The organism is Streptomyces sp. NPDC059534, assembly GCF_042743475.1.
Classification (GTDB): domain Bacteria; phylum Actinomycetota; class Actinomycetes; order Streptomycetales; family Streptomycetaceae; genus Streptomyces.
The window spans coordinates 183896-192656 of the sequence record NZ_JBHWAQ010000011.1 but is presented as its reverse complement, the minus strand read 5'-3'; the positions used below and the strand labels follow the sequence as shown (position 1 = coordinate 192656).

6 protein-coding genes are annotated in these 8761 nt (G+C 74.7%); all 6 read right to left on the bottom strand.

What is annotated here, in order from left to right; genetic code table 11:
- Positions 1-125: 125 nt before the first annotated feature.
- Genes ACFVZH_RS16385 through ACFVZH_RS16360 form a run of 6 tightly spaced genes read right to left on the bottom strand, consistent with a single transcriptional unit; the run spans position 126 to position 8745 of the window.
- Positions 126-3911, bottom strand: coding sequence for an SDR family NAD(P)-dependent oxidoreductase (locus ACFVZH_RS16385; RefSeq protein ID WP_384897735.1), 3786 nt, complete (start codon positions 3909-3911; stop codon positions 126-128).
- A gap of 29 nt (positions 3912-3940) precedes the next feature.
- The gene (locus ACFVZH_RS16380; protein ID WP_384897733.1) at positions 3941-4693 is read right to left on the bottom strand and encodes an ABC transporter permease; all 753 of its coding nucleotides are present in this window, start codon (positions 4691-4693) and stop codon (positions 3941-3943) included.
- Positions 4686-5519 carry an ABC transporter ATP-binding protein gene (locus ACFVZH_RS16375; protein WP_384897731.1) on the bottom strand — a complete coding sequence of 278 codons (834 nt, stop codon included), beginning with the start codon at positions 5517-5519 and terminating at the stop codon, positions 4686-4688. Before ACFVZH_RS16375 ends, ACFVZH_RS16380 begins: the two co-directional genes overlap by 8 nt.
- Positions 5520-5550: 31 nt before the next feature.
- Positions 5551-6774, bottom strand: coding sequence for a pyridoxal-dependent decarboxylase, exosortase A system-associated (locus tag ACFVZH_RS16370; protein WP_384897729.1), 1224 nt, complete (start codon positions 6772-6774; stop codon positions 5551-5553).
- Entirely contained in the window at positions 6771-8480 is a 1710-nt protein-coding gene (locus ACFVZH_RS16365) for an acyl-CoA ligase (AMP-forming), exosortase A system-associated (protein ID WP_384897727.1), read from the bottom strand. The genes ACFVZH_RS16370 and ACFVZH_RS16365 overlap by 4 nt, the downstream gene beginning before the upstream one ends.
- Positions 8473-8745, bottom strand: coding sequence for a phosphopantetheine-binding protein (locus ACFVZH_RS16360; protein WP_384897725.1), 273 nt, complete (start codon positions 8743-8745; stop codon positions 8473-8475). Before ACFVZH_RS16360 ends, ACFVZH_RS16365 begins: the two co-directional genes overlap by 8 nt.
- Between the last annotated feature and the right edge of the window lie 16 nt (positions 8746-8761).

The window sequence follows — 8761 nt, the reverse complement described above, 5'->3', positions numbered from 1 at the left end:
ATCTTGCTGGGGGGGGGGGGGCGGGTGGGGGGGGTGCGCTTCGCGACCGGCCCTCGCCGGGGGGGGGTCGCGCCCCCCTCCCGCCGCCACCCCCCCCCACCGGCGTTCGTGTCGGACGCGGACCGTCAGCCGGCCCTCACCACCTCGGCCAGTTCACGGACCGTGGGGTGCTCGACGATGGCGGTGACCGCCATCGGGGTGCGGACCTCGGCCCGGACGCGGTTGGCGACCTGGATCGCGAGCAGCGAGTGGCCGCCCAGCTCGAAGAAGTTGTCGTCCACGCCGACCCGGTCGATGCCCAGGACGGCCGCCCAGACCTCGGCGAGCGTCGCCTCCAGGTCGTCGGCGGGCTCCGCGTACGGCGTGTTCAGCAGCGGGCGCGGGTGGCGCTCGCGGGTGTCGACGGCCTCCGCCTCCGGAGTACCGCCGGTGACCCACCGGTCGAGCCGCGCCTCCAGGGAGCCCGTCGACACGGCGATGTGCGCGATCCGGTCGACGGCCCCGAGGGCCCGCTCGAAGACGTCGACGCCCTCCTCCGGGGTCATCACCAGCTCGCCGTCGAAGCGCTCCGGGTCGATGCCCCAGGTGTCCCAGTCGACGGTCGTCCAGTTGCCGGTGCCGTCGCGCCGCGCGACCCTCGCATAGGCGTCGAGGGCGGCGTTGGCGGCGGCGTACGGGCCGAGGGCGATGCCGCCCAGGACCGCGGCGATCGACGACAGCGTGATCCGCCGGTCCGGGCACTGCCCCCGGAGCACCTCCTGCAGGACGTGGAAGCCGCCGACCTTGGCACCGAAGTGCGCGGCGCGGGTCTCCCGGTCCGACAGGTGGGCCTCGCGGAAGAAACGAGGGTCCTGGACGCCCGCGCCGTGGACCGCCACGTCGATCCCGCCGAACCGCGCCACGGCCTCCGCGACCGCCGAGCGCATCTGCCCGAGGTCGCCGACGTCGGCCGACACGGCCAGCACCTCGGCGCCGCGCCGCTCCAGGTCGAGGACGTTGCGCACGTGCCGGGCGACCCGCTCCCCGCCGTCCGGCGCGCCGAGCTCGTAACGCGGCCACTCCTCGCGGGGCGGCAGCGTGGCACGGGTGGTCAGCACCAGCCGGCAGCGGTACGTCCCGGCGAGACGACGGGCCAGGGTGAGGCCCACGTCGCCGAGGCCGCCGGTGATCAGGACGGTCTCGCCCTCCCGGAACAGCGGCTCGCGCGGCCGGTCCAGGCGCAGCGGCTCGTACCCCCGCAGCCAGGTCTCCCCGGCGCGCACGGCCACCGGTCCCTCGTGCGGGGCCACGGCGGCGGTGAGGACGGTGCCCGCCAGCCTGACCAGGGCGGACTCCAGGCCCGCGGACACCGCGTCCACGTCGACGGAGCGGCAGCCGAGGGCCGGGTTCTCCTGCGCCAGCGAGGGCGCCAGCGCGGCGAGCGAGGCGTGCTCGGGGCGGCCCAGCTCGGCCACGGTCACCCCCGCGGCCCCGGAGGTCAGCAGGACCAGCTCGGTCTCGGCGCCCGCCGCGTCCTCCGCGAGCGCGCCGGCCAGGGCGAGCGCGCTGTGGAAGCCGAGCTCCTGCGCCGCCTCGAACGCCGCCACGGCGTCGGCGGCGGACCCGGCCGAGGAGGCGGCCGGAGCGCCGTCCGGCGCCGCCAGGCTCCAGGCGTGCACGATCGTCCGCGGCGCGACCATCAGCGAACGCAGCACCTCGGGCACGTCGTCCGCCGGGACCGGGCCGACCGTCAGGTCGCCGGCCTCGTCCATGTCGAAGCCGTCGCCGAGGCGCACGGCGGTGGTCTCGGCGCCGGCCGCGTGCAGCCGCTCGACCAGGGCCTCGCCGCGCGCGTCCCCGGACAGCACCAGCCAGGGTCCCGCGGCCCGCAGCCGGGCGTCCAGGTCCTCGGCGGGGAACAGCCGCTGACGCCAGGTCGGGAGGTACGTCCACTCCTGGACGTCCTCCGCCTTCCCGGCCGCCCGCTCGTTCCGGGCCGGCTCGGCGGGCCCGGCCTCCACCCAGTAGCGGCGACGCTGGAAGGGATACGTGGGCAGCTCGACGAGCCGGGCCGTGCGGGCGCCGCCGGGGGCGCGGTGCAGCGCCGCCCAGTCGACGCGGACGCCGGCCGTCCAGAGCCGGGCCGTCACGGCCGTCGGCCAGTGCGCGGCGGACCCCTCGCCGAGGCGGACCTCGACGGCGTCGGGGGCCGCGTCGCGGACCACGCGGACACCGAGCCGGGTGAGCGCCTCGCCGGTCAGGGCGAGCAGCCCGTCCCGGTCGGTGCCGGGCGCCGCGCCGAGCGCGGCGGCGAGCTCCGCCCACCACGCGTCCGGCACGCCGGGGCCGGCGACCAGCCGCACCGCCGCGTCCTGCCGCTCCGTCTCGCCGTCGACCGGGCGGGACGGGTCGGCCAGCGCGGCCAGCGCGTCCGCGCGGTCCTCGCAGACCACGGCGCGGCGCAGCGCGAACTGCCCGCGCGACCGCTGCAGCGTGTACGCCACGTCCGCCAGGTCGAGTTCGGGGTGCGCGGCCAGGTGGTCGCGCAGCCGCTCGGTGAGGGCGTCCAGCGCGGACCGGTCGGCCGCGGAGAACGCCAGTACCTGCGGGCCGGGCCGCCGGGCCGGTTCGGCCGGGCGGGGCGCCTCCTCCAGGACCACGTGGGCGTTGGTGCCGCCGAGGCCGAAGGAGCTGACACCGGCGCGGCGCGGGTGCGTCCCGGCCGGCCAGGGCCGGGCCTCCCCGTGGACGGCGAAGCGGTCGCCGGCCGCGGCCAGCGCCGTGTTGGGCCGCTCGAAGCCGGGCGTGCCGGGCAGCACGCGCTCGCGTACGGCCAGGGTGGCGCGGATCAGCCCGGTGACGCCCGAGGCGCGGTCCAGGTGGCCGACGCTGGGCTTGAGCGAGCCGAGCACGCACGGGGTCTCCCGGCCGCCGGGGAACACCTTGCTCATCGCCGTCAGTTCGATCGCGTCGCCGAGGTTGGTGCCGGTGGCGTGGCACTCCACGTAGCCGACGCTCTCGGGCTTCACGTCGGCGACGGCCAGCGCCGCCTCGATCACCCCGGCCTGGCCCTCGACGCCCGGCGCCGTGTAGCCGACCCGTTCGCGGCCGTCGTTGTTCACCGCCGAGCCGAGGATCACGGCGTGGACGACGTCGCCGTCGGCGAGGGCGTCGGTCATGCGCTTGAGGGCGACCACGCCGACGCCGCTGCCCATGACGCTGCCGTTGGCGCCGGCGTCGAAGCTGCGGACCGCGCCGTCGGGCGACAGGATGCCGCCCTGCTCGTAGCGGTAGCCGGCCGGCTGCGGCAGCGGCAGGGCGACCCCGCCGGCGAGGGCGGTGTCGCACTCGAAGGTGAGCAGGCTCTGGCACGCCATGTGCACCGCGACCAGCGAGGTCGAGCAGAAGGTCTGCACGGTGACGCTGGGGCCGCGCAGCCCCAGCTTGTAGGCCACCAGGGAGGTCAGCGAGTCCCGCTCGCTGCCCGCCGCCAGCAGCAGATGGCCGCCGGGCTCGTCGCCGAGGCCGGCGAGGTTGTCGCGCATGTAGTCGGGGTAGCCGCAGCCGGCGAACACGCCGACCGGGACGTCGTGGGAGGTCGGGCAGTGCCCGGCGCTCTCCAGGGCCTCCCAGGCGCATTCGAGGAAGAGCCGGTGCTGCGGCTCCATCGTCTCCGCCTCGCGCGGGCTGAACCCGAACACGGCGGCGTCGAAGCGGTCGATGCCGTCCACCGGGCCGCCGACCCGGACGTATCCGGGCCCGGGGCGCTCGGGGTCGACGCCCGCGGCGCGGAGTTCCTCGTCGGTGATCTCGCGCAGTCCCGGTGTTCCGTCGAGCAGGTGCTGCCACAGCTCGGTCACACCGGACGCGCCGGGGAACCGCCCCGACATGCCGATGATCGCGACCGCGGATGAGTAGTCGGTCTCCGTCACTTTGGACCTCTTTGGTCAGGGGGTTCGGTTCAGAGCAGGCGGCTGCGGCCCCAGCCGCGGGACAGCCGGTACACCGCGAAGGCGCCGAACGCGGCGCCCACGGCGAGACACACGCCCGCGGAGCGCAGCGTGCCGTCGAGATCGCCGACGACGGCGGACTGGATCATCGTCAGACCCCAGTAGCCCGGGGAGACATGGGCCAGCGACGCGGCCCAGGACGGCATCAGGCTGACCGGCACGACCGCCCCGCCCAGGGAGCTGACGACGATCGACCCGAGGTCGGTCGCCAGATGCAGGTCGCCGCGGCTGCGGACGACGGTGGCGAGCGCCGAGCCGATGGCGAGCAGCGTGAAACCCCACACCATGATCGCCAGCGCGATCAGCGGCAGGGCGCCGGTCACCTCGAGACCGATGATGAAGGAGCCGTACACCAGCAGCACCAGCTGCTGTACCACCAGCACCACGAACACCGGCACCGTCTTGCCGATCAGCAGCTCCGCCTGGGTCGCCCGCGTCACCCGCAGCCGGTCCCAGGTGCGCCACTCGCGCTCCAGCAGGATCGAGTTGCCCACGATGGACAGGGCGAAGACCGAGAACATCACCAGCGGACCGGTGACGGCCTGGAGGGTGCTGCCGTCGAGGGCCTTCACGTACAGCGGCTTGAAGACCAGCATCAGCACCATCGGCACCACCAGATAGCTGATCATCTGGCCGGGGTCCCGCAGCCGCAGGATGACGTTGTGCTTGACCAGGACGCGGCTGCGGAGCAGTACGTCAGACATGGGCCACCGCCAGGGATCGGTACAGGTCGTCGAGGGAGGGCTTGCGTACGTCCACACCCGCCACCGGCCGCTCGTTGCCGCTGAGCAGGCCGACGAGCGCGGTGCTCGGATCGGTCGTCGAGATGCTGACCTCCTCCTCGTCCTGGAAGGTGACCCGCACCTCCCCGGGCAGTCCGTCGAGAAGCTCGGCACTGGTGCCCCGGGCGATGACCCGGCCCTCCCGGGCGACCGCCAGCGTGGCGTCCAGCTCGGTCAGTTCGGGCAGGTAGTGCGTGGTGTAGACGACCGCCGCACCCTCCGCGGCCCGCTGCTTGACCACGTCGAGCAGCGCCTGCCGGGTCTCGGGGTCGGCACCCGCGGTCGGTTCGTCCATCAGCAGCAGCCCCGGCCGGTGGATCAGCGCCACCGCGGCCTGCGCGCGCCGCTGCTGGCCGCCGGAGAGCAGCCCCACCGGGCGGTCGCAGAACTCCGTCAGACGCAGCGCGTCGACGAGTTCGTCGGTCGCCCGGCGCAGCGCCGCCCGGCGCAGGCCCGCGAGCCCGCCGTACAGCTTCAGGTGCTCGTGGACCGTCACCGGCCGGTAGAGCGCGATGTGCTGCGGCGAGACGCCGATGGTGGACCGGGCCTGCGACGGGTCCTTGCCGCCGACGGTGATCCGGCCGCCGTCCGGCCGGATCAGCCCCGAGACGATCTCGACGAACGTCGACTTGCCGGCGCCGTTGTGGCCGACGAGCCCGACGATCTCGCCGGCCTCCACCGTCAGGCTGAAACCCGCCAGGGCGTGCACGTCGCCGTAGCGCTTGGTGAGTTCGGTTGCTTCTAGCACAGGGTGCTCCCCGGGTCGGGCGGGATGACGGTCACACCAGCACCTCGACCGGTGCGGGATGGCTGAGGAACGCGGTCGGGCTCGCGGTCAGCCCGTACGCGCCGGCCTGGTAGACCACGATCAGGTCCCCCACGTCCGCGTGCGGCAGCTCCACCTCGTCCCCGAGCAGGTCCAGGGGGGTGCACAGGCAGCCGACCACGGTCGCCTTCCCGGCCGCCGGAGCGTCCGGACGGGCCGTCGAGACCGGGTAGTTGCGGCGGATGAACTGGCCGAAGTTGCCGGAGGCCGCGAGCTGGTGGTGCATCCCGCCGTCGACCACGAGATACGTGGTCCCCCGGGACTCCTTGCGGTCCACGACCCGGGTCACGTACACCCCGGCCTCGCCCACGAGGTAGCGGCCCAGCTCGATGTGGACGCGGGCGTCGGGCAGCCGCGGCCGCACCTGCCCGGCCAGCAGCGTCTCCAGGTTGTCGCCGATCCGCCCGAGGTCCACCGGACGGTCCCGCTCGAAGTACGGGATGCCGAACCCGCCGCCCAGGTTGAGATAGCGCACCGGACCCGGCGCGGCGTCGGCCAGCTCCAGGATCAGGTCGACGGTCAGGCGCTGCGCCTCGCAGATGCTCTCCGCGTTCAGGTTCTGCGAGCCCGCGAAGACGTGGAAGCCCTCGAACTCCAGGTCGCCGAGGCGGGCGAGCAGCGCCGGGACGCGCTCGGCGTCCACGCCGAACTGCTGCGGCCCGCCCCCCATGCGCATCCCCGAACCCCGCACGGCGAACGGCGGGTTGACGCGCAGCGCCACCCGCGGCCGGATGCCGAGGACCTCGCCGGTGCGCCGGATGCGCTCCAGCTCGTTCTCGGACTCCACCTCGACGGTCACCCCGGCGGCCACCGCCGCCGACAGCTCGGCGTCCGACTTGCCCGGGCCCGCGAAGCTCACCCGGTGCGCCGGCAGCGTGGTGTCGAGGGCGTGCCGCATCTCCTGCGCCGACGCCACGTCGAACCCGTCGACGAGCTCGCTCATGTGCGCCAGCAGCGCCGGCATCGGGTTCGCCTTCACCGCGTACTTCAGCGACACGTCGTCGGGCAGCGCCTTCCTGACCGCCGTGACCCGCTCGGTGACGAGCCGGCGGTCGTACGCGAAGAACGGCGTGCTGCCGACGCGCGCCGCGAGCCGGTCGACGGGGATGCCGCCGACCTCCAGGGCGCCGTCCTCGTGGCGCGCGAACAGCGCGCCGGCGGTCTCACGGGCGCTCACGCGGTCACCGTCCTGCGGGTCTCGACCCGGTCGAACTTGCCGTTGGGCGACACGGGCAGCTGGTCGAGGAACACCACCCGCTTGGGCAGCATGTAGCGCGGCACCTGGTCCTCCATGGCCTTGCGCAGATCACTTTCGGTGGTGTCACCGGCCACGACGAGGACGGCGATCTGACCCAGCCGCTCGTCGGGGAGTCCGAAGGCCACCGCGCCGCTGACGAGCCCGGTCGCGTACGCGGCCTCCTCGATCTCGGTCGGACTGACCCGGTAGCCGGAGGTCTTGATCATTTCGTCGTCGCGGCCGACGAAGTACAGGAAGCCGTCCTCGTCGCGGTAGGCGCGGTCACCCGACCACACCGCGATCTCGGCCCGCACCGTGCCGTCGGCCCCGGGAGCCGGGCGGAAGCGCTCGGCGCTGCGCACCGGATCGTTCCAGTACCCCTGCGCCACCAGCGCCCCCCGCTGCACGATCTCGCCGTGCTCGTGGGGCTCGCACGCGGTGCCGTCCGGACGGACCACGCCGACGTCCGCGTTGGGGATGGCCTTGCCGATCGAGTCCGGCCGCCGGTCCGCCTCGGCCGGATCCAGATACGTCGCCCGGAACGCCTCCGTCAGCCCGTACATCAGATACGGGCGGGCGGCGGGGAACAGCTCGCGCAGCCGGGCCAGCGTCGAACGCGGCATCCGGCCACCCGTGTTGGCGAAGTACCGCAGGTGCGCGGTCGCCTCGGCGGGCCACCGGCAGCCGGTCAGCTGGATCCACAGCGGCGGCACCCCGGTGAGACCGGTGACCCGGTGCCGGGCGCACAGCCGCACCAGCTCCACCGGGAGCAGGTAGTTGGCGAGGACCACGTGCGCCCCGGCGTGCAGCGCGGTGGTGATCTGGCTGAAGCCCGCGTCGAAGCTCAGCGGCAGCGCCGCGAGGATCACGTCGTCGGGCCCGTGGCCCAGGTAGCCGGCCACGCTCTCCGCACCCGCGATCAGGTTGCGGTGGCTCAGGACCACGCCCTTGGGGGAGCCGGTGCTGCCCGAGGTGTACAGGATCGCCGCGAGGTCGGTGTCGATCACCTGGACCGGCGGCACTCCACCGTCGTCCCCGGGCAGCGCGTGCCAGGAGGTGACCCGCCACGGGTCCTCGGGCGCCCCGGCCGTGTCGTGCGCCGCGGGTGCGCCGGCGGTCTCGCCGACGAGGACGACCTCGGTGACCGACGGGGACCCGGCGACCGCCGCCCGCACCGTCGCGTACCGCTCGTCCGTGGTGATCACGGCGCTCGCGGCGCAGTCGTCGACGATGTGCCGGATCTGCGGGGCCTTGTAGACCGGGTTCACCGGGACGAACACGCCGCCGGCCGCCGCGACGGCGAACAGCGCGACGACGGTCTCGACGCGCTTCTCCATGTAGACGACGACCCGGTCGCCGCGGCGCACCCCGAGCCGGCGCAGCCCCGCCGCGGTCCCGGCCACGCGCCGGCGCAGCTCGGCGTAGTCGACGGTGGTGTCCTTGTACGTCAGGGCGGGACTGTCCGGCGCGCCCCGGCCGCACAGCCCGGCGACCCCGGTGACGAGCGGGTCCACCGGCGTCCGGACGCCGTCGGCGGGCGCGTCCACCGGAGCCTGGGCGTGGTCGGCGGGCGGCCCGGCCGGCGCCTGGGCGTGGTCGGAGGGCGCGTCCGTCAGCAGCGCCGTACCGCCCGCGGTGTCACGCATCGCCGTGCTGCCCGGCGGGCAGCGCCTCGGACACCGTCTGCCACAGCGAGCCGATGGTGGCGAAGGTGTCCTGGTTGAGGGCCTCGTCCGCGAACTCCAGGTCGTAGCCCTCCTCCAGGGCGGCCAGCAGCTGGACCACGCCCATCGAGTCCAGGCCCAGCGCGGCCAGTTCGTCCGACGCGCCGAGCTCGCCGGCGTCGGCGTAGGGCAGGAACGGCCGGACCATGTCCTGGAACGCGCGCGGTATCAGTACTGATGCAGGCATTGATGTCACCTCGGGG

What these genes read in the sequence shown, in the direction of transcription:
- ACFVZH_RS16380 (WP_384897733.1), bottom strand. Translation starts at nt 4,693, where the DNA reads ATGTCTGACGTACTGCTCCGCAGCCGCGTCCTGGTCAAGCACAACGTC.
- ACFVZH_RS16365 (WP_384897727.1), bottom strand. Translation starts at nt 8,480, where the DNA reads ATGCGTGACACCGCGGGCGGTACGGCGCTGCTGACGGACGCGCCCTCC.
- ACFVZH_RS16360 (WP_384897725.1), bottom strand. Translation starts at nt 8,745, where the DNA reads ATGCCTGCATCAGTACTGATACCGCGCGCGTTCCAGGACATGGTCCGG.